This window comes from Phenylobacterium sp. (assembly GCF_036264965.1).
Lineage (GTDB): Bacteria > Pseudomonadota > Alphaproteobacteria > Caulobacterales > Caulobacteraceae > Phenylobacterium.
Map to the genome: position 1 here is coordinate 76,018 of NZ_DATAPY010000030.1, position 19,910 is coordinate 95,927.

Sequence of the window (19,910 nt, forward strand, 5' to 3'; positions counted from 1 at the left end):
GGGAGCCCATCATGAACCTTGATTTCTCACCCGAAGAGAACGCCTTCCGCGCGGAAGTCCGGGCTTTCATCAAGGAGAACTATCCGGCCGATCTGCGCGCGGCGCAGGACTCCGGCCAGCCCCTGACCAAGGAACAGTACCTGTCCTGGCACAAGATCCTGGCCAAGAAGGGCTGGGTCGCGCCGTCGTGGCCGAAGGAGTTCGGCGGCACCGACTGGACGCCGACCCAGAAGTACATCTGGTCCGAGGAATCCGCCCGCGCCGAGACCCTGCCGCCGCTGCCGTTCGGCGTCTCCATGCTGGCGCCGGTGCTCTACACCTTCGGCTCGCAGGAGCAGAAGGAGACCTTCCTGCCGGGCATCTACAATGGCGAGGCCTGGTGGTGCCAGGGCTACTCCGAGCCGGGCGCCGGCTCCGACCTGGCCAGCCTGAAGACCAAGGCCGAGCGCATCACCGGCGACGACGGCAAGGAGTACTACCTCGTCAACGGCCAGAAGACGTGGACGACGCTGGCCCAGTTCGCCGACTGGGGCTTCTTCCTGGTCCGCACCGACCCGAACGTGAAGCCGCAGGCCGGCATCTCCTTCCTGCTGATCGACATGAAGAGCCCGGGGATCACCGTGCGTCCGATCATCACCCTGGAGGGCGGCCACGAGGTCAACGACGTCTTCCTGGATAATGTGAAGGTGCCGGTGGAGAACCGGGTGTTCCACGAGAACCAGGGCTGGACACTGGCGAAGGCGCTGCTGGCCCACGAGCGATCGGGCATCGCCGGCGTGGCGCGGTCGAAGCGCAATCTCGAGAAGCTGCGGTCCATCGCCACGACGGAACGCTCTGACGCCGGCGGCCCGCTGCTGGGCGACGCCTTCTTCCGCCGGAAGGTCGCCGAGCTGGAGATCGACCTGACGGCGCTGGAGTTCACCGAACTGCGCACCCTGGCCGGCGAGTCGAGCGGCAAAGGGCCCGGCCCGGAAAGCTCGATCCTCAAGATCAAGGGCACCGAGATCCAGCAGCGGCTGCAGGAGCTGGCGCTGGAGGCGGTGGGCCACTACGGCGCCCCGTTCCTGCGCGACCTCGGCCACAACGCCGGCGTCGGCCCGGACTACGCCGTGGGCCTGGCGGGCGAGATGTTCAACGGCCGCAAGACCTCGATCTACGGCGGCTCCAACGAGATCCAGCGCAACATCATCGCCAAGATGGTGCTGGGGCTCTGAACCTGTCGCCAGCAGAATTCCCCTCCGCCGACCGCTCTGACCACCCTCTAGCTTACCCGGGATCGACTGATGGACTTCAATTTCACCGATGAGCAGTCGATGCTGCGCGACACGGTCGCGAGCTATCTGGCGGATCACTATTCCTTCGACCAGCGCCGCGCGATGCTGGCCAAGGAGCCGCACTGGAGCCCGGCGATCTGGAAGGCTTTCGCCGAGGAGCTGGGCATCCTGGGGGCGCCGTTCTCGGAAGAGCTGGGCGGGCTGGGCGGCGGGCCGGTCGAGAACCTGATCGTCATGCAGGAGATGGGCAAGGCGCTGGTCGTCGAGCCCTATCTGGGCACGGTGGTGATCGGCGGCGGCTTCCTGAAGCACTCCGGCTATGCGGGCGCCGAGGCCCTGATCGGCCAGATCATCGCCGGCGAGGCGATCTTCGCCTTCGCCTATGCCGAGCCGCAGGGCCGCTACAACCTGGCCGACCTGAAGACCACGGCGAAGAAGGACGGCGGGTCTTGGGTGCTGAATGGCCACAAGGCGGTGGTCATCGGCGCGCCTTACGCCACCCACCTGATCGTCACCGCCCGCACCGCCGGCGGCCAGCGCGACGCCGAGGGCGTCAGCGTCTTCATCGTGCCGAAGGCCGCGGCCGGGGTGACCGCCCGCGACTATCCGACGGTGGACGGCTTCCGCGCCTCGGAGGTGATCCTGGAGAACGTGAAGGTCGGCGCCGACGCCCTGGTGGGCCCGGCCGACCATGCCCTGCCGCTGATCGAGAAAGTGGTGGATGAGGCCATCGTGGCGACCTGCGCCGAGGCCTGCGGCGTGCTGGCCAAGCTGCACGAAGGCACGCTCGAATACACCCGCCAGCGCAAGCAGTTCGGTCAGCCGATCTCGGCCTTCCAGGTGCTGCAGCACCGCATGGTCGACATGTTCATCCAGGTCGAGCAGTCGGTCTCGATGACCTACATGGCCACCGTCAAGCTGACTGAGGACCACGAGCGGTCCAAGGCCGCCGCCGCCGCCAAGGTGCAGATCGGCAAGGCCTGCAAGTTCGTCGGCCAGAACGCCATCCAACTGCACGGCGGCATGGGCATGACCGACGAGATGGCCATCGGCCACTACTTCAAGCGCGCCACCATGATCGAGAGCGCCTTCGGCTCCATCGACCACCACCTGGCCCGCTACGAGTTCCTGAGCCTCGGCCAGGCCGCTTAGTGCTATAGGCCACCGCTCGCCCTTGCCCGGCCACGCGGCCGGCGGGGTTGAGCGGAGATCTGATTTGCCTACTGTCAGCACCAAGAGCCGGATGGACAAGATCGGCGTGAAGGGCGGCATGCGTGTCGCCATCATGGGCGTGAAGGATCCGACGCTGAGCGCCGAGCTGGCCGCGCAGGGCGCGATCCCGGTCACAGAACTCTCGAACCTCGACATCCTGTTCTACGCCGCCGACAGCGCCGAAGCGCTGGCCCGCATCGACGCCCTCGCGCCCATGCTGGCCGAGAAGGGCGCGCTCTGGATCGTCTCTGTGAAGGGCAAGCCGGCGACCGTCCAGCACGCCGATGTCATCACCGCGGCCAAGGCCCACGGCCTGATCGACAACAAGGTCGTGGCCTTCTCCGCCACCCAGACCTCGTTGCGGTTCACCCGGGCCAAGGTGGCGGCGCCAGCCGAAGGGTGACCGCGGGGCCAAGCCGCACTAAGTCTCAGGTCATGCAATTCATCGAGGCGCCCAGCCCGAACTTCGACGCCCGCACCGCGCCGCCGGACATCCTGGTGCTGCACTACACCGGCATGAGGACCGGGCCGGAGGCGCTGGACCGGCTGCGCGACCCCGTGGCCAAGGTCAGCTCGCATTACATGGTCGAGGAGGACGGGCGGATCTTCCGCCTGGTGCCGGAAGAGCGGCGCGCCTGGCACGCGGGCGTCTCCTATTGGAAAGGCGAGCGCAATATCAACGGCGTCTCGATCGGCGTGGAGATCGTCAATCCGGGCCATGAGTTCGGCTATCACCCGTTCCCCGACGCCCAGATCGCCGCGGTGATCGAACTGGTCGGCGACATCCGCTCCCGCTGGCAGATCCCCGACGACCGTATCGTGGGCCACTCCGACGTGGCGCCCGGGCGCAAGGACGATCCCGGCGAGCTGTTCCCCTGGAAGCGGATCGCCGAGGCCGGCCATGGCCTCTGGGTCGAGGCGCCGCCGGCGCCCGGCAAGCCGCTGGCCGAAGGCGCCGAAGGCGTCGAGGTCTTCGCCCTGCAGGCGGGGTTCACGCGTCTCGGCTACGATCTGCCGCCGTCGGCCAAGTTCGACGCGGCGACCACGGCCGTGGTCACCGCCTTCCAGCGGCACTGGCGCCAGGACAAGGTCGACGGGATCGCCGACGGCGCCACCCGCGCCCAGCTGATCGCGCTGCTGCGGGCGGCCGGCTGATGCATCCTTCGCCGGCGTTCCGGGAGGACGAGGTCGGGCCGCTGCTGGTCCACCTCGCCGAGCATCCCTTCGTCACCCTGGCCGCCGCGCCGGACGGGCGTCTGGCGATCGCCCATGCGCCGGTGGTGGTCCGCCGGCTGGAGAGCGGCCTGGCGCTCGATTTCCACCTGGCGCGAAGCAACGCGCTGGCGCCCGCCCTGGCGCTGGGCTTCCGCGCCGTCGCGGTCAGCCTCGCCGCCGACGCCTACATCAGCCCCGACTGGTACGGCAGCGCCGACCAGGTGCCGACCTGGAACTACGTCAGCGTCGAGGCCGAGGGGCCGGTCGCGGCGCTGGACGGGGCGGGGCTCGTCGCCCTGCTCGATGAGCTCGCGGTTCAGGCGGAGACCCGGCTGCTGCCCAAGCGGCCCTGGACGCGGGCCAAGATGTCGCCGGGCCGTTTCGAGGCCATGACCCGCGCGATCATCGGCGCGCGGCTGACCATCGAGCGGCTGGAGGGCACGACCAAGCTCGGCCAGAACAAGGGCGAGGCCGAACGCGCCGGCGCGATCGCCGCCCTCGGCGACCACCCCATCGCCGCGCTGATGCGCGCCACAATTCCGCCCGGAGCCTGAACGGCGAGCCAAGCTCGATCTCAGAGGCCGTTCAAAGGGCGCGGTTCAATCTCATGACACTTGGCGCCGGGCCTCCGACGCGCAAGCGGCATCGAGAGCAAAGGAACCCGTCATGAACCTCAAACGCACCGTCCTCGTCCTGACCCTGGGCGTCGTCGGCTTCGGCGCCATGGCCGCCACGGCCGACGCCCAACCCCTGCAACCGGCCAAGCGCGAGGTCCTCGCCCGCGTGCACAACCAGAAGCAGGAAATCCGCGCCGAACAGCGCGCCGGCACGATCAGCCCGATGAAGGCCCATCGCCTGCTGGCCGCCGATCGCCGGGTCGCCCGCGAAGTGCGGCACACCGGCCACCTGACCCGCGTCCAGGCCAAGCGCCTGAACCATCAGGAAAACCGCATCCACCGCCACATCAAGAGCTGAGGTCTGGATCCCGGTCTTCGCCTGCAGCGAAACCGGGATGACACCTGACGGCGCCAACTTGACCTGCGCCGCCCGACCGATCAGGTTCCGCCCCGGACCAGACGGCCGGGCGATCGCGGCTTCCGCAAGGAGGTCGAGGAAAGTCCGGGCTCCACTTCGACATGGCGGCGGGTAACGCCCGCCGGGGGCGACCCCAGGGATAGCGCCACAGAAAGCAAACCTCCGCGACCGAAGTCTTCTTGGGTCGTGGGAAGGGTGAAAGGGTGGGGTAAGAGCCCACCGCGTGCCTGGTAACAGGGACGGCATGGCAAGCCCCGCCAGGAGCAAGACCGAATAGGGACCGTGCGCTCTCAGCAATGAGGGCAGGGCTGTCGTAGGCCTGGGCGGTCCGGGTAGGTCGCGAGAACCGTCCCGCGAGGGGCGGTCCAGAGGAATGATCGTCGCGCCTTAAGCTTCGGCTCAGGGCGGCACAGAACCCGGCTTACAGGCTGTCTGGTCCATTCATCCCGAAGGTCCTCCGCCGCAAGTCGGCGGAGGTCAGGCGTCCGTCGCCTCCAGCACCTCGGCTTCGAGGCGGACGTAGCTCTGCTCCATGCCGCCGGCCATGCCCGTGGCCAGCGCGGCGTCGCGGGTTTCCTTGGAGGGCGACAGGATGGTGGTGATCATCACCGTGCCGCCCGGCTCATCGCGGAACTCGACCGTGGCCTGCGCCTCCTCCGCCATGGGCCCGGCGAGGGCGCCGAACATGCGCTGGGTCTGCACGATCCGGTGGGGAGCCGAGATCTCCAGATAGACGCCCTCGGAGCCGAACTCGGCGGAGCTGTCGTCCCTGCGCCAGAGGTAGCGGTAGGCGCCGTCCACGCGCAGGTCCACCTCGCACTCAGGCATGTGCCAGCCCGGCGGACCGAGCAGCCAGCGTCTGATCAGCGCGGGCTGGGTGTAGGCCTCGAACACCCGTTCGGCCGACGCTTTGAAACGGCGCACGACGCGCACTTCGCGGTCCGATGGGGTGGTCACTTCGGCAGTGTGGGTCATGATCCTGTCCTTTCCGGTTCAAGAGCTGGCGCCGTCTCCGCGAGCAACTGGTCGAGACGGCGGAAGTTGTACCCCCAGCTTTCCCGCAGGCGCTCGATCCAGCCCGAAAGTTCGGCCAAGCCTTGCGCTTCCAGCCGGCGCGGGCGGCGCTGGGCGTCGACGGCGGTGGTGATCAATCCCGCCTGCTCGAGGATCTTCAGATGCCGGGAAACAGCCGGCTGACTGATCGAGAACGGCCGCGCCAGCTCGGCGACCGTGGCCTCTCCCTCGCTCAGCCGCGCGAGGATGGCGCGGCGGGTGGGATCAGCCAGCGCCGTGAAGGCGAGGTCGAGGTGCGTGGATGAGTTCATATAACGTCAATGTTATATAACTGATCCATTGTCAATGCAGCTCGCCCGACGGCCGCTGGGACGGAATGCCACCGTCCACAGCCCTACAGCCCAGTTCGTTAACAGTTGTGGCCACGGTTCTCTGTACGTTCTGTGGATAACAATATCTGATTAACCATACTTGGCTGTGAAGCCTTGGTTTCTCTAACAAAAGGTCAATCGGAGTCATTTACTCCCAATTCATCCCATGTTACCCCATTCGTACTTCGCTAACCATCCTGGGCCGTAGGGGCGGACCGGTGGCAGGCGAGGCGGAGAGCGGCTGGTGGGGCCGCTCAGTCTTGGGGTGTGGCGGTGTTCCTCTCGACCTTCGAGAAACAGCTGGATGGGAAGCGGCGGATCGTCGTGCCGCAGGATTTCCGCGCCCAGACCGCCGGGCCGTTCGACGGCGTGTTCTGCTTCCCCTCCATCGAAGCCGACTGCATCGAAGGTGGCGGCAAATCCCTGTTCGACCGTTACCTGGGCGTGATCGAGGAGCTGGAGTTCGGCGACCCGATCCGCAGCGCCCTTGAGGTCTCGGTCCTCGGCGGCATGGCGCAGCTCTCCTATGACACTGCAGGCCGCATCACCCTGCCGGAGATCCTCTGCGAGCAGTTCGGCCTGACCGACTGGGTGGTCGTGGTGGGTCTCGGCGATCGGTTCCAGATCTGGGGTCGCGAGGCCTTCCAGGCGCACCGCGCCGCCCAGCGCGAGGTGGCGCGCGAAGGACTGGCCACGATGCGCGCCCAACAGCGCGCCGCCAAGCTGAGCGCGGCTCTATGAGCGCACCGCATATCCCCGTCCTGCTGAACGAGGTCATGGACGCGATGCAGCCCGCTGCGGGCAAGACCCTGGTGGATGGAACCTTCGGCGCCGGCGGCTACAGCCGCGCCCTGCTGGGCGGTGGTGCGGCGGTCATCGCCTTCGATCGCGACCCCAGCGCCCGGAAATTCGCCGAAGGCCTGCCCGCCGACCGCTTCCGCCTCGTGGAGCGCCGCTTCTCCGAACTCGACGACGAGACCGGCGACGGCGCCATCGACGGCGTCGTGCTCGACATCGGCGTTTCGTCCATGCAGCTCGACGAGGCCGAGCGCGGCTTCTCGTTCATGCGCGACGGCCCCTTGGACATGCGGATGGCGGCCGACGGCCCCACCGCCGCGGACCTGGTCAACGAGGCCGAGCCGGAGGAGATCGCCCGCATCCTCTATGTCTATGGCGAGGAGCGGGAGAGCCGCCGGATCGCCCGCGCCATCGTGCGCCGGCGCGACGAACGGCCCTTCAGCCGGACGCTTGAGCTGGCGGAGTTCATCGAGAAGACGCTGGGCGGCCGGCGCGGCGCCAAGGTGCATCCGGCCACGCGCTCCTTCCAGGCGATCCGTATCGCTGTGAACGAGGAGCTGTCGGAGCTGGAGGCGGGCCTGGCGGCGGCCGAACGGGCGCTGAAGACGGATGGGCGGCTCTGCGTCGTCACGTTCCATTCGCTCGAGGACAGAATCGTGAAGACCTTCCTGGCGGTGCGGGCGGGCAAGACCCCGGGTGGATCGCGCCATGCGCCGCCGGCCCATGCCGCTGCGACGCCGAGCTTCCAGCTGCTGTTCAACGGCGCGCAAGGGCCGTCGGAGGCGGAGCTGGCGGCGAACCCCCGGGCTCGCTCCGCGAAACTTCGGGCGGCGGTGCGCACCGACGCCCCAGCGTGGAGGGTGGCGGCGTGAATTGGCTCAATCGTCGGGTGCGTGGGTTCCGGCTGGTCGACCTGGTGGCGCTGGGTCTGCTGGTGGTGCTGATCCTCGGCGTCTACCTGGCCAAGACCGTCGCGGGCGGCGAGCGCGCCAAGATCGCCACCGTTGAGCGCCAGATCGTCGCCGAAAACGCCCGCATCCGCCTGCTGCAGGCCGAGGTGAGCCACCTGGAGCAGCCGGCCCGCATCGAGCGCCTGTCGGAGACCTATCTCGGCCTGGCGCCGGTCAGCGAAAAGCGCGTCGCCGACCTCAACGACCTGCCCGACCTGGCGCGCAAGCCCTTGGCCCTGCCCGTGAAGGCGGTCGAGGTCACGCCCGATCCCACCCGCATGGCTCCCGCAGAGCCGGCGGCGCCCTTGCCCGTTCCGACCCAGGTCGCCGAACGATGAGCCTGGGCCAGATCTCCTTCGGACCGTCGTGGTTCTCCCGGCGCCTCTCGGGCCTGATGTGGCGTCTTGAACACGCCTTCGAGCGCGCCCGCGCCTCCGGCCGCGCCGAGGACGACACGCGCATCCGCATCTTCTTCGTCCTGGCCCTGTTCAGCGTGGGCTTCCTGACCCTGGCGCTGGGCGCCACCCACGCGACCCTGTTCAACAGGTCAGCCGAGGGCGACGCCTACGCCCCGCCGATGGGGGCCGCGCGCGCCGACCTGGTGGACCGCAACGGCCAGATGCTGGCGGCAGATCTCCTGCACTACGGCCTCTACATCGATCCGCGCGAGATCTGGGACACCGCCGAGACCCGCCGTGCGCTGACCGCGAGCCTGCCGGACCTGACCGCCGAGCGCCTGGAAAAGGCCCTTCGCGCCGGCCGCCGCACCTTCGTCACCGGCGGCCTGACCCCGGAAGTCCGCGCCCAGATCCACGACATGGGCCTGCCCGGCGTCAGCTTCGAGCCCGAGCAGAAGCGGGTCTATCCGCTGGGCTACACGGCCGCCCATCTGGTGGGCTTCGCCGACACCGGCGGCCAGGGCTTGGCCGGGGCCGAGGCGGCGCTCAACGACGACATCCGCAACGCCGCCGCCAGCCAGGGCTCGGTGCCGCTTTCCATCGACCTGCGCATCCAGGCCGCCCTGGAGGACGAGCTCTACAAGGCCACCGCCCAGTTCCACCCCAAGGGCGCAGTCGGCATCGTCACCAACGTCCATACAGGTGAGATCCTGGGCCTCGCGAGCTATCCGACCTTCGACCCCAACAAGCCGGGCTCCGCCAGCCTGGACGCGCGTCAGAACCGGGCGGCCGGCGCGATCTACGAGATGGGCTCGACGTTCAAGGGCTTCACCGTAGCCGCCGGCCTCGACGCGGGCGTGGCCACTCCGTCCTCCACTTTCGACGCGACACACCCATTCCAGCTCGGCTACCGCACGATCACCGACTACCACGCGACCCACAAGGTCCTGACCCTGGTGGAGGTGTTCCAGCATTCTTCGAACATCGGGACGGCGCGGCTGGGCGAGGAGATCGGCCCGGAGCGCTTGCACGACTACTTCAACCGCTTCGGCCTGACCCAGGCCGCCAAGACCGAACTCATCGAGAGCGCCCGGCCGCTGACGCCCAGGATCTGGAACGAGGACGCTATCGCTTCGACCTCCTTCGGCCATGGCATCAACGTTTCGCCGCTGGCGGTCGCCCGGGCCTATTCCGGCCTGATGAATGGCGGCGAGCTCCTGCCCCTCACCATCCGGAAGCTGCCGGCGGGAACCGTCGTGCACGGTCCGCGGATGATAAAGGAAGGCACCGCGCTCACCCTGTTGCAGATCATGCGCTCCAACGTCACCGGCGGCTCGGGCAAGTCGGCGAATGTCCCGGGCCTGAACGTCGGCGGGAAGACCGGCACCGGCGAGAAGTGGGATGCGGCCGCCAGACGCTACTCCAGCACCAGGCAGGTTTCGTCCTTCGCCGCGGCCTTCCCCACCGACGGGCCGCTGAACGCGCCGCGTTACTTCGTCCTCATCCTCATGGACGAGCCGCAGCGTGGGAACGGCCCCGACCCCACCGGCGGCATCGTCGCGGCGCCGGCCGCCGGCCACATTATCGAGCGGATTGCGCCGTTCCTGGGCATCCAGAAGCGCGCCGAGACCAATCCGTTCACGCCGGCCGATCCCAACGCGTCCACGGCAGAGGAGCATTGACGCGCATGCGCCTGTCCGACCTCGTCAAGCGCGACATGGGCTTCGATCCGCAGATCGAGGGCGTCACCGCCGACAGCCGCAAGGTGCGGCCGGGCTGGCTGTTCGCCGCGCTTCCGGGCGCCAAGGTCGACGGCCGCAGCTTCGCGCCGCGCGCGGTGGAGCAGGGCGCGGTCGCCGTGCTGTCGAGCCGCGAGATCGAGGGCCTGACGGCGCCCACCGTGATCGCCTCGGACCCGCGCCGGGTCTATGCGCTGGCCGCCGCCGCCTTCTGGGGCCAGCAGCCGGCCACCTGCGTCGCGGTCACCGGCACCAACGGCAAGACTTCCGTCGCGGGCTTCTGCCGCCAGATGTTCGCCCACGCCGGCTTCAAGGCCGCCAGCATGGGTACGCTCGGCGTCCGAGTCAGCGCCCCCGGCTTCGCCGACGAGCAGGTGACGCCGCCTGGCCTGACGACGCCCGACGCCTCCGACGTCGCCGAACTGCTGGCCCGCGTGGCCCAGTCCGGCGTCACCCACCTGGCGCTGGAAGCCTCGTCGCACGGCATCGACCAGCGCCGCCTGGACGGGGTGAGGTTGACCGCCGCCGGCTTCCTGAACCTGACCCAGGACCACCTCGACTATCACGGCACCATGGGGGTCTATCGCGCCGCCAAGCTGCGGCTCTTCGAGACCCTGCTGACGCGCGGCAAGGCCGCGGTGCTGAACGCCGACAGCGACGCCTATTCGGCCTTCGCGGCCACCGCGGTGAGCGCCGGCCAGACCCTGATGAGCGTCGGCGAGGCGGGGCAGGGCCTGCGCCTTCTCGACCGCGCCCTGCTGCCCAACGGCCAGGGGCTGAAGATCGCCTATGACGGCAAGACCTACGACCTGCGCCTGCCGCTGGCCGGCGCCTTCCAGGCCTCCAACGCCCTGGTGGCCGCGGGCCTGTGCATCGCCGCGGGCCTTTCGATCGAGCAGGCGCTCGCCGGGCTCGAAAAGATCGAGGGCGCGCCGGGAAGGCTTCAACGGGTTGGCCAGGGGTTGCACGGCGGCGAGGCCTATGTGGACTACGCCCACACGCCCGACGGCCTGAAGACGGTGCTGGGCGCGCTGCGCCCCCATGTGCGCGGCAAGCTGATCGTGGTGTTCGGCGCCGGCGGCGACCGCGACCGCACCAAGCGCCCGCTGATGGGCCGCATCGCCGCCGACCTGGCCGACGTCGCCATCGTCACCGACGACAATCCGCGCAGTGAAAATCCCGCCGCCATCCGCGCCGAGATTCTCACCGGCGCGCCCAAGTCTTCAAGAAGTGGGGGCGCGAAGGAAATCGGCGACCGGGGCGAGGCCATCCGAGCGGCCGCGGCGTTGTTGGGCGAGGGCGACATCCTGGTGGTCGCCGGTAAGGGCCATGAGCAGGGCCAGATCGTGGGCGACGTGGTCCATCCCTTCGACGACATCGCCGAGACAGCCGAAGCCTTGAAGATTGGCGCCCTCCATGGCTGAACCGCTCTGGACCTCGGCTGAGATCGAGGCGGCCACGGGCGGCAAGCTCAGCGGCAAGGCCTTCGCCGCCAACGGCGTCTCCATCGACACCCGCACCCTGGAACGGGGCGACCTTTTCGTGGCCCTGGGCGGCGTCCGTGACGGCCACGCCTTCGTAGATCAAGCCAGGGACAAGGGCGCGGCCGGCGCGCTGGCGTCCCAACCGGTGTCGGGTTCGGCGGTCATGGTCCAGGACACGCTGAAAGGTCTGGAACGTCTGGGTGAAGCGGCCCGCGACCGCGCGCCTGCGGCCAAACGCGGCGCGGTGACCGGCTCGGTCGGCAAGACCAGCGTCACCCAGGCGATCATGGCGGGCCTGATGCTCGCCGGCCGGGCGCATTCGTCGGTGAAGTCCTACAACAACCACATCGGCGTCCCGCTGACCCTGGCGCGCATGCCGCGCGACACCGAGCGCGCGGTCTTCGAGATCGGCATGAACCACGAGGGCGAGATCCGCCCGCTCACCCGCATGGTCCGCCCGCATGCCGCGGTGGTGACCACCGTGGGGCCGGTCCACACCGAGAACTTCCCAGACGGCGAGACCGGCGTGGCTATGGCCAAGGCCGAGGTTTTCGAAGGTCTGCAGCCGGGCGGCGTCGCCGTCCTGAACGCCGACAACCGCTGGTTCGATCTGCTCAAGGCCGAGGCCGAGGCGGTCGGCGCCCAGGTGCGCACCTTCGGTCGCGCCGAGGGCTGCGACGCACGGCTGATCGATTTCCAGGGCGCCCCAAATCTTGGAAGAGGGGGCGACCACGCGGTGGTCCAGGCCCGCTTCCACGGCAAGGGCCTCGACTTCCCGATCCTGCAGACCGGCATGCACTGGGGCCTGAATTCCATGGCCGTGCTGCTGATGCTGGAGGCGCTCGACGTCGACCTCGGCGACAGCCTGGCCGCGCTCGGATCCTTCGAGCCGCTGGAAGGCCGTGGCGCGGAAAGGGCCGTCCAACTGGCCGGCGGCGCCTTCACCCTGATCGACGAAAGCTACAACGCCAACCCCGTCTCCATGGCCTCGGCGATCGCCACCTTGGGCGCGCGCAAGGCATCGGGTCGCAAGGTCGTGGCGCTCACCGACATGCTGGAACTGGGCCCGCAGGCCGGCGGCTATCACGCCGCCTTGGCGCAGCCCCTGGCCGATGCGAACGTCGATCTGGTGTTCGCCGCCGGACCCCTGATGAAATCCCTCTGGGACGCCCTTCCGCCGACTCGGCGCGGCGGTTACGCCGAGCAGGCGGCCGACTTGGCTGCAGAGGTCGCCCGGGCCGCAGAGCCTGGCGACGTGGTGATGGTGAAGGGCTCGAACGGGTCGAAGGCCGGGCTGATCGCCCAGGCCTTGGCGCGCCTCGACGTCCGGCCAGGGGAGGCCGGCTGATGTTCTACTGGCTGTACGAGCACTTCTCGATGGGCGGGCACAGCCACGTCGCCATCCTGAACCTCATCAGATACCTGACCTTCCGCACGGCCATGTCGATCTTCACGGCCCAGATCATCGTGGTCGCCATGGGCTCGCGCTTCATCCGCTGGATGCAGGCCAAGCAGGGCAAGGGCCAGCCGATCCGCGCCGAGGGCATCCAGCGCCACATTAGCGAGAAGGCCGGCACGCCGACCATGGGCGGGGTGATGATCCTGGCCGGGCTGATCGTCGGCACCCTGCTGTGGGCGGACCTCAGCAACGTCTATGTCTGGGCGGTGCTGCTGGTGACCGCCGGCTACGGCCTGCTGGGTTTCCTGGACGACTATTCCAAGGTCACCAAGCAGACCACCGACGGCATCTCCGGCAAGACGCGGCTGCTGCTTGAGACGCTGATTGCCATGGCGGCGATCAGCCTGATCATCGTCTTCGCCGCGAAGCCGCCGGAAGATCCGTCGCTGCTGACCTCGGTGACCTTCCCGCTGTTCAAGGGCCTGGTGGTGAACCTCAGCTGGTTCTACCTGCTGTTCGGCGCCTTTGTGATCGTCGGCGGCGCCAACGCGGTGAACTTCACCGACGGCCTCGACGGGCTGGCGACGGTGCCGGCGATGATCGCTGCGGCGGCCTATGGCCTGATCGCCTATCTGGTCGGCAACTTCGTCTTCGCCAACTACCTGCAGCTCCACTTCGTCCCTGGCGTCGGCGAGATCGCCATCTACTGCGGCGCGATGATCGGCGCTGGCCTGGGCTTCCTTTGGTACAACGCCCCGCCGGCGCGGATCTTCATGGGCGACACCGGCGCGCTGGCGCTGGGCGGCGGCATTGGCGCGGTGGCGGTCGCCACCCGCCAGGAGATCGTGCTCGGGATCATCGGCGGCCTGTTCGTGGCCGAGACGCTGTCGGTCGTGATCCAGGTGGCCTGGTTCAAGCGGACTGGTCGGCGAATCTTCCTGATGGCCCCGATCCACCACCACTTCGAGAAGCTCGGCTGGTCGGAATCGACCGTCGTGATCCGCTTCTGGATCGTCTCGATCATGCTGGCCCTGCTTGGGCTGGCCACCCTGAAGCTGCGGTAGAGAGGGCATGGACGCGTCATGATCCCGGTCCGCGGCTTTGAGGGGAAGACCGTCGCCGTGTTCGGCCTCGCCCGCACGGGCCTGGCGGCGGCGCGCGCCCTGATCGCCGGAGGCGCCCTGGTGGCGCTGTGGGACGAGAACGCCGAGCGCCGCGCCGCTGCGGAGGCCGAAGGCCTGCCGCTGGTTGACCTGACCACCGCCGACTGGACCCGGTTCGCCGCCCTGATGCTGTCGCCCGGCGTGCCGCTGACCCATCCTCAGCCGCACTGGACCGTCGAGAAGGCCAAGGCCGCCGGTGTCGAAATCGTCGGCGACATGGAGCTCTTCGCCCGGACCGTGAACGCCGCGCCGGAGCACAAGAAGCCGAAGATCGTCGCCATCACCGGCACCAACGGCAAGTCGACCACCACCGCGCTGATCGGCCACGTCTGCGCCCAGGCCGGCCGCGACGTGCGCATCGGCGGCAACATCGGGATCGGGGTGCTGGACCTCGAGGACATGCACGGCGGGGCGGTCTACGTGCTGGAGATGAGCTCCTACCAGCTGGACCTGACCTCCAGCCTGCACGCCGACGTCACGGTGATCCTGAACCTCTCGCCCGACCACCTGGAGCGCCATGGCTCCATGGAGGGCTACGTCGCCGCCAAGCGCCGGATCCTGCTGAACCAGGGCAAGGGCGACACCGCGGTGATCGGCGTCGACGATCCCTGGGGCCAGCAGATCTGCACCGAGATCACCGCCGCCAACCGCCGCACCATCGTGCCGATCTCCGCCAACAAGGCGATGGGCCGCGGCGTCTATGTGCTGAACGGCCTGCTCTATGACGCCACCGGCGAGCGGGCCCAGGAAGTGGCCGACCTCAACCGCGCGCGCTCGTTGCCCGGCCGCCACAACTGGCAGAACGCCGCGGCCGCCTACGCCGCCGCCAAGGGCCTCGGCATCGACCCGCAAGAGGCCGCCGAGCATCTGCTGACCTTCCCCGGCCTGGCGCACCGCATGGAGACGGTGGCGACGCTCGGCCGCGTGCGGTTCGTCAATGACTCGAAGGCCACCAACGCCGACGCCGCGCGCCAGGCGCTGTCGAGCTATCCCAAGTCTTACTGGATCGCCGGCGGGCGGGCGAAGACCGATGGCATCGGGGCGCTGGAAGACCTCTTTCCCCGCGTCGCCAAGGCCTATCTGATCGGCGAGGCGGCGCCCGCCTTCGCCCAGACCCTGAAGGGCAAGGCCCCGACCGTGGACTGCGGTACGCTGGAGGTGGCGGTGGCCCAGGCCTACGCCGAGGCCTCGGCCAGCGGCCAGGACGCGGTGGTGCTGCTTTCGCCCGCCTGCGCCTCCTTCGACCAGTACGCTGACTTCGAAGAGCGCGGCGAGGCCTTCCGCTCCGCCGTCCAGCGCCTCGCCCATGCGGCGAAAGGCGCCGCGTGACGGCTTTCCGACTCAAGCTAGCGTCGGCCGCCAGATGACCGCCGCGACGCCCCAGGCCACCCACGCCTTCGCCCGATCCGACCGCAGCGTCATCGGCGTCTGGTGGTGGACGGTGGACCGCTGGATGCTGGGCGTCGTCGCCCTGCTGATCGCCATCGGGGTGGTCATCGCCTTCGCCGCCAGCCCGGCGGCGGCGGCCCGCATGAACATCGGCGACCCGTTCCATTTCGCCGTGCGCCAGTGCGTCTTCGCCGCCGCCGCGGCGGTGATCCTGATCGTCACCTCGATGTTCGACGTGAAGACGGTCAAGCGAAGCGCCTTCTTCATCTGGCTGATCGCGATCGCGGTCATGGTCGCCCTGCCGTTCCTGGGCCACAACGCCAAGGGCGCCACCCGCTGGATCGAGCTGGGCGGCTTCTCCCTGCAGCCGTCGGAGTTCATGAAGCCGGCGCTGATCGTGCTGGTCGCCTGGATGTTCTCCGAGGGCCAGAAAGGGCAGGGCGTGCCCGGCGTCTCCATCGCCTTCGTCCTCTACCTGATCCCGGTGGCGCTCTTGCTGATGCAGCCGGATGTCGGCCAGACGGTGCTGATCACCGCGACCTTCGGGGCCGTCTTCTGGATGGCGGGCGTGCCGCTCTCCTGGGTGATGGGGCTGGGTGTTGTCGCCGTGGCGGGGCTGGGCTCGACCTATTTCCTGCTGCCGCACGTGGCGGCGCGGGTGGACAAGTTCCTGCAGCCGGACAAGGCCGACACCCACCAGGTGGACGCCGCGCGCGTGGCGCAAGCCGCCGGCGGCCTGTTCGGCCGCGGCCCGGGCGAGGGCGTGCTGAAGCGCTCCATTCCCGACGCCCACACCGACTTCGCCCTATCTGTCGGCGCCGAGGAATTCGGCCTGGTGTTCCTGATGCTGGTGGTCACGCTGTTCACGATCATCGTCGTGCGCGGGCTCTATCGATCGATGAAGCTCTCGGACCCCTTCGAACAGGTGGCCGCCGCCGGTCTCTTCGTGCTGGTGGGCCTGCAGGCGATCATCAACGTGGCGGTGAACCTCGACATGATCCCGACCAAGGGCATGACCCTGCCGTTCATCAGCTATGGCGGCTCATCCATGCTGGCCATGGGCCTGACGCTGGGCCTGGCCCTGGCGCTGACCCGCCGCCGGCCCGGGGCCTATACGGTCGGTGAAGGCCTCGCCAAGGCCGGCGCGTTCGCTTAAGCGCAGCCGGACATGCGCAAAATCGCGGTTCTCGCCGCCGGGGGCACCGGCGGGCATCTGTTCCCCGCCCAGGCCCTGGCCGAGGCGCTGATCGCGCGCGGCTGGTCCATCGTGCTGGCCTCGGACGAGCGGGTGGCCGGCCTGTCGCAGGACTTCCCGGCGGAGCGGCGCATCGGCCTGTCGGCCGCGACCTATCGGCGCGGCAATCCGCTCAGCATGGCGACGGCGGGCCTGGCGGTGCTGCGCGGCGCGGCCCAGGCGCGCGCCGTCTACCGCGAGCTTGGCCCGCGGGTGGTGGTGGGCTTCGGCGGCTATCCGTCAGCCCCGGCCCTGGTGGGCGCGATCTTCGACAAGCGCCGCACGGTGATCCACGAGCAGAACGCGGTGATGGGCCGGGCCAACCGGATGCTGGCGGGCCGCGTGACCCGCGTCGCCTGCGCCTTCCCGACGCTGCTGAAGGCCCCGCCGCAGGTGGCGGCCAACGCCACCGTGGTGGGCAATCCGGTGCGCCCGGCGATCCGCGCCCTGGCCGACCTGCCCTATGCGCCGCCGGTCGCCGACGGGCCGATCCGCATCCTGGTCACCGGCGGCAGCCAGGGCGCGCGCCTGTTGTCGGAGCTGGTGCCCGAGGCCATCGCCGCCCTGCCGGACGGCCTTCGCCACCGCCTGATGATCCAGCAGCAGACCCGGCCGGAGTCCATGGAGGCCGCGCGGCGGACCTACCGCAACGCCGTGGTCGACGCCGAGATCGCCCCCTTCTTTCGCGACATGGCCGGTCGGCTGGGCGCCGCACACCTGGTGATCGGCCGTTCGGGCGCGGGCAGCGTCTGCGAGTTCGCCGTGGCCGGGAAGCCCTCGATCCTGGTGCCGCTGGCGATCGCGCTCGACGACGACCAGGGCCAGAACGCCAAACTGCTCGCCGATGTCGGCGCCGCGGAGGTGGCGCGCGAAAGCCAGCTCACGGTCGAGAGCCTGTCCGGCGCCCTGGAAAAGCTGCTCACCAATCCGGCGCGGCTGGCCCGCATGGCCGCCGCCGCGCGCAGCGTGGCGATCCCCGACGCCGCGGAGCGCCTGGCCGACGTGGTGGAAGAGACTGCGGGAGTTTAGGCGGTCGCCAAGCCCCGACGCCGCCGCAGCATGGCGCCCATCATCCCGAAGCCCGCGATCATCAGAGTCCAGGCGGACGGTTCCGGGATCGAGGCCACGAGATTGTAGCCGATCGCCTGCAACGCGACGACTTCAGGCGACGAGAGCGTGAGGCCGAACTGCGGCTGCCCCGAGCACCCGAAGGCGTTCTGCACGAACTGGGTGCCCGAGCAGCTCGGGGTGTTCCAATCCGCCAGGTCGCCGCTTCCGCTGACATTGTAGTCGTGCAGATCGGTTAGGCCTCCATTGATGGAGAAATAGGCGGGGGTGGTGGCCGAAAGCGTCGGCGCGTGGAAGCCCGCATAGCGGTAGAGATCCTCAGCTCCGACGGTGTTGGGGAACCCTCCCTGACCGATCAGGCTGCCGGGCCCGCCAACCCCCAGCACCTCGTCGACCTCATGCTGGATGACCGAATTGGCGCCATAGAGGCCGGCGATTGCGGTGTCGCCGAAGTTCATAATCGACGCGTCGAGGCTGACGAGACCGTCGGCGCCGCCGGAGAATATGCCGGGCGCGCTGAAGCCGAGCGCCCTCATGTCGGCGCTCGTCGCTCCCACGTCGGGCAGATCGTTGCCGAACGGCAGATTGGCGACCCCGGTCTGCAGGACCGTGTTCCCGGGGTGGGCGACGGAGTCGGCCGCGAGCGCCGCCGTGTACTGCGCATAGGTCGGCGTGTAGATGCCGGTGTTGCTCGCTCCGAGCCCGGAGTTCATCAGCGAAAACCCGATCTTGACCGTGACCGGGTTGCTGAAATCGCCGTAGAACTGCAGGGCCGAATTGATGCTCGCCTCGATCGCGGCGGCGTTGCTCGCGCTGGTGATCGAGGAGTCGAAACTGGCGATGATCGTCAGGGCATGGCCCTGCGACGCGGCGGCCAAGGCGACGGCGCCCGCCAGTCCGCCCAGCAAACGGCTCTTCGACAATCCGGACCTGCTCATGTTCCCCCACCCACGCTGACGAATGGCGAACCACCCGGCGCCCACGACAACGGTTAATTCCCGCTGCATTCGACGGCTTGTCAATCGAGTAACCCTGAGAGGCGAATTCTTCGCGCAAATCGGACCATGATCGGGCGCGAACACCCCGGCGACGTGCAATCGGCCGGCGTTTTGGGGGCGGGCGGCGGGCCAAGCGGAGTTTCGCGTCCACCCCGATTGCGCTAGCACCACCGCATGACGCGTCGCCCCGTGCCCTTCGACATCGGCCCCGTGCACTTCATCGGCATCGGCGGCATCGGCATGAGCGGCATCGCCGAGATCATGCTGCGCATCGGCTATCAGGTGCAGGGGTCTGACGCGAAGGCCTCGGCCAATACCGAGCGGCTGGAGAAGCTCGGCGCACGGATCTTCATCGGCCATGACGCCGGCCACGTGGAGGGCGCCTCGGCCATCGTCTATTCGACGGCGGTGAAGCCCGACAATGCTGAGATGGTCGCGGGACGCGAGCGGCGCCTGCCCCTGGTCCGCCGCGCCGAGATGCTGGCCGAGCTGATGCGCCTGCAGTTCTCGGTGGCGGTGGGCGGGACCCACGGCAAGACCACCACCACCTCGATGGTCGCGTGCCTGCTGGATGCGGGCGGCCTCGACCCCACGGTGGTCAACGGCGGGATCATCAACGCCTATGGCACCAATGCGAAGGTCGGGGCCGGCGACTGGATCGTCGTCGAGGCCGACGAGAGTGACGGCACTTTCCTGAAGCTGAAGTCGACGGTGGCCATCGTCACCAACATCGACCCCGAGCACCTGGACCACTACGGCGAGTTCGACGCGGTCAAGAAGGCCTTCCAGGATTTCGTCGAGAACATCCCCTTCTACGGCTTCGCCGCCGTCTGCCTCGACCATCCCGAGGTGCAGGCCCTGGCCGCCTCGGTGGAGAACCGCCGGCTCGTCACCTATGGCGTCAATCCGCAGGCCGAGGTGCGTGCCGAGAACCTGACCATGGGCGCGGACGGTTGCCGCTTCGACGTGGTGATCCATCCGCCCATTTCTTCAGAAACAGGGGGCGGGAAGGCGATCCGCTACGAAGCGCTGCACCTGCCGATGCCGGGACAGCACAACGCCTTGAACGCGTTGGCCGCCATCGCCGTGGCCCGCGAGCTCGGCGTGCAGCCGGATGACATCCGGCGCGGCCTGGCGGGCTTCGGCGGGGTGCGGCGGCGCTTCACGAC

General features: G+C 69.0%; 20 protein-coding genes and 1 other RNA gene. 18 read left to right on the forward strand and 3 right to left on the reverse strand.

Features of this window, described 5'->3' with window-relative positions:
• Positions 1-11 precede the first annotated feature (11 nt).
• From VHS75_RS04015 to rnpB, 7 genes are all read left to right on the forward strand, one after another.
• On the forward strand, positions 12-1,214 hold the full coding sequence (locus tag VHS75_RS04015) for an acyl-CoA dehydrogenase family protein (RefSeq protein WP_329637316.1): 1,203 nt from the start codon (positions 12-14) through the stop codon (positions 1,212-1,214).
• 69 nt (positions 1,215-1,283) lie between these two features.
• A complete protein-coding gene (locus VHS75_RS04020) occupies positions 1,284-2,426 on the forward strand; it encodes an acyl-CoA dehydrogenase family protein (protein ID WP_329637317.1) in 1,143 nt (380 codons plus the stop codon).
• A 64-nt stretch (positions 2,427-2,490) separates the two neighbouring features.
• Positions 2,491-2,889 (forward strand): hypothetical protein, encoded by a 399-nt coding sequence (locus VHS75_RS04025; protein ID WP_329637318.1) that lies wholly within the window; start codon positions 2,491-2,493, stop codon positions 2,887-2,889.
• Between the two features lie 32 nt (positions 2,890-2,921).
• Positions 2,922-3,641 carry an N-acetylmuramoyl-L-alanine amidase gene (locus tag VHS75_RS04030; RefSeq protein ID WP_329637319.1) on the forward strand — a complete coding sequence of 240 codons (720 nt, stop codon included), beginning with the start codon at positions 2,922-2,924 and terminating at the stop codon, positions 3,639-3,641.
• The gene (locus tag VHS75_RS04035; protein ID WP_329637320.1) at positions 3,641-4,255 is read left to right on the forward strand and encodes an FMN-binding negative transcriptional regulator; all 615 of its coding nucleotides are present in this window, start codon (positions 3,641-3,643) and stop codon (positions 4,253-4,255) included. The genes VHS75_RS04030 and VHS75_RS04035 overlap by 1 nt, the downstream gene beginning before the upstream one ends.
• 112 nt (positions 4,256-4,367) lie before the next feature.
• A complete protein-coding gene (locus tag VHS75_RS04040; RefSeq protein ID WP_329637321.1) occupies positions 4,368-4,676 on the forward strand; it encodes a hypothetical protein in 309 nt (102 codons plus the stop codon).
• 97 nt (positions 4,677-4,773) lie between these two features.
• Positions 4,774-5,176: RNase P RNA component class A (gene rnpB / locus VHS75_RS04045), an RNA gene on the forward strand.
• Positions 5,177-5,213: 37 nt separating this feature from the next.
• Here rnpB and VHS75_RS04050 read toward each other — a convergent pair.
• Positions 5,214-5,711 (reverse strand): SRPBCC domain-containing protein, encoded by a 498-nt coding sequence (locus VHS75_RS04050; protein WP_329637322.1) that lies wholly within the window; start codon positions 5,709-5,711, stop codon positions 5,214-5,216.
• A complete protein-coding gene (locus tag VHS75_RS04055; RefSeq protein WP_329637323.1) occupies positions 5,708-6,061 on the reverse strand; it encodes a metalloregulator ArsR/SmtB family transcription factor in 354 nt (117 codons plus the stop codon). Before VHS75_RS04055 ends, VHS75_RS04050 begins: the two co-directional genes overlap by 4 nt.
• A 333-nt stretch (positions 6,062-6,394) precedes the next feature.
• On the opposite strand from VHS75_RS04055, the gene VHS75_RS04060 reads away from it, so the two are divergent.
• Genes VHS75_RS04060 through murG form a run of 10 tightly spaced genes read left to right on the forward strand, consistent with a single transcriptional unit; the run spans position 6,395 to position 17,704 of the window.
• Positions 6,395-6,862, forward strand: coding sequence for a division/cell wall cluster transcriptional repressor MraZ (locus VHS75_RS04060; RefSeq protein ID WP_329637324.1), 468 nt, complete (start codon positions 6,395-6,397; stop codon positions 6,860-6,862).
• Positions 6,859-7,791, forward strand: a complete 933-nt coding sequence (rsmH, locus tag VHS75_RS04065) for a 16S rRNA (cytosine(1402)-N(4))-methyltransferase RsmH (RefSeq protein ID WP_329637325.1) — start codon at positions 6,859-6,861, stop codon at positions 7,789-7,791. Before VHS75_RS04060 ends, rsmH begins: the two co-directional genes overlap by 4 nt.
• Complete coding sequence (gene ftsL, locus VHS75_RS04070) at positions 7,788-8,207, forward strand: cell division protein FtsL (RefSeq protein ID WP_329637326.1); 420 nt, start codon at positions 7,788-7,790, stop codon at positions 8,205-8,207. Before rsmH ends, ftsL begins: the two co-directional genes overlap by 4 nt.
• Positions 8,204-9,949: a penicillin-binding protein 2 gene (locus VHS75_RS04075; protein WP_329637327.1), complete on the forward strand. Its 1,746-nt coding sequence runs from the start codon at positions 8,204-8,206 to the stop codon at positions 9,947-9,949. Before ftsL ends, VHS75_RS04075 begins: the two co-directional genes overlap by 4 nt.
• Before the next feature lie 5 nt (positions 9,950-9,954).
• Positions 9,955-11,430, forward strand: coding sequence for a UDP-N-acetylmuramoyl-L-alanyl-D-glutamate--2,6-diaminopimelate ligase (locus tag VHS75_RS04080; protein ID WP_414694242.1), 1,476 nt, complete (start codon positions 9,955-9,957; stop codon positions 11,428-11,430).
• The gene (locus VHS75_RS04085; protein WP_329637329.1) at positions 11,423-12,838 is read left to right on the forward strand and encodes a UDP-N-acetylmuramoyl-tripeptide--D-alanyl-D-alanine ligase; all 1,416 of its coding nucleotides are present in this window, start codon (positions 11,423-11,425) and stop codon (positions 12,836-12,838) included. The genes VHS75_RS04080 and VHS75_RS04085 overlap by 8 nt, the downstream gene beginning before the upstream one ends.
• Positions 12,838-13,953, forward strand: coding sequence for a phospho-N-acetylmuramoyl-pentapeptide-transferase (gene mraY / locus VHS75_RS04090; protein WP_329637330.1), 1,116 nt, complete (start codon positions 12,838-12,840; stop codon positions 13,951-13,953). The genes VHS75_RS04085 and mraY overlap by 1 nt, the downstream gene beginning before the upstream one ends.
• A gap of 18 nt (positions 13,954-13,971) precedes the next feature.
• Positions 13,972-15,381 (forward strand): UDP-N-acetylmuramoyl-L-alanine--D-glutamate ligase, encoded by a 1,410-nt coding sequence (gene murD, locus VHS75_RS04095; RefSeq protein WP_329637331.1) that lies wholly within the window; start codon positions 13,972-13,974, stop codon positions 15,379-15,381.
• Between the two features lie 34 nt (positions 15,382-15,415).
• Complete coding sequence (gene ftsW / locus VHS75_RS04100; protein ID WP_329637332.1) at positions 15,416-16,597, forward strand: putative lipid II flippase FtsW; 1,182 nt, start codon at positions 15,416-15,418, stop codon at positions 16,595-16,597.
• Between the two features lie 12 nt (positions 16,598-16,609).
• A complete protein-coding gene (gene murG / locus VHS75_RS04105) occupies positions 16,610-17,704 on the forward strand; it encodes an undecaprenyldiphospho-muramoylpentapeptide beta-N-acetylglucosaminyltransferase (protein ID WP_329637333.1) in 1,095 nt (364 codons plus the stop codon).
• Here the strand turns inward: murG and VHS75_RS04110 are convergent.
• Positions 17,701-18,681: an NF038122 family metalloprotease gene (locus VHS75_RS04110; protein WP_329637334.1), complete on the reverse strand. Its 981-nt coding sequence runs from the start codon at positions 18,679-18,681 to the stop codon at positions 17,701-17,703. The two genes, murG and VHS75_RS04110, sit on opposite strands and share 4 nt — an antisense overlap.
• A gap of 234 nt (positions 18,682-18,915) precedes the next feature.
• On the opposite strand from VHS75_RS04110, the gene murC reads away from it, so the two are divergent.
• On the forward strand, positions 18,916-19,910 hold a 995-nt coding region (gene murC / locus VHS75_RS04115), incomplete at its 3' end, for a UDP-N-acetylmuramate--L-alanine ligase (RefSeq protein ID WP_329637335.1).